This is a genomic window from Lysinibacillus sp. GbtcB16 (assembly GCF_019091145.1).
Classification (GTDB): Bacteria; Bacillota; Bacilli; order Bacillales_A; family Planococcaceae; genus Lysinibacillus; species Lysinibacillus fusiformis.
Window position 1 is genome coordinate 1 of sequence record NZ_JAGXJV010000116.1, and the last position, 513, is coordinate 513.

The window sequence follows — 513 nt, forward strand, 5'->3', positions numbered from 1 at the left end:
ATCAGGGTTATAAAATTTAAAAGCCAGCGGATTCGTGGATGTGCGGCCCTCATACTTAATGGGTTGGACGATCTCAAAGTAGCTCATGCATTCAGCCTCCAAAATGGATTTATAATTGCCTCTGAAGCCATCATAGCATCATTCACATAGTTTGTAAATTCATTAAACAAACTTAGTTGGTGCAGGAAGCTGCCTTTCATGATAAAATCAGGGCTAACACTTAGAAAAATAAGCAATCGGAGTAAGTAGTGGGGGCTATGCAATGAAACAAACAGGCGATTTGAATCTCGTGAAAAAAATTAATAAATCCATCGTACTTCATCATATTCGCACGGACTCCCCCATCTCGCGGGCACGGATCGCCGAAATGACGGGGCTCACGAAGGCGACGGTATCGAGCCTTGTGAACGAGTTGATCGAAAGCAGTCTCGTCGAGGAAATCGGCGCAGGCGAGTCGAGCGGCGGGCGCAAGCCAATGATGCTGCTGTTCAATGGGACTGCCGGCTATGCCAT

General features: G+C 46.6%; 1 protein-coding gene. It reads left to right on the plus strand.

Going from position 1 to position 513, the window contains the following annotated elements; genetic code table 11:
* Positions 1-262 precede the first annotated feature (262 nt).
* On the plus strand, positions 263-513 hold a 251-nt coding region (locus tag KVT27_RS23625), incomplete at its 3' end, for a MarR family transcriptional regulator (RefSeq protein ID WP_217582073.1).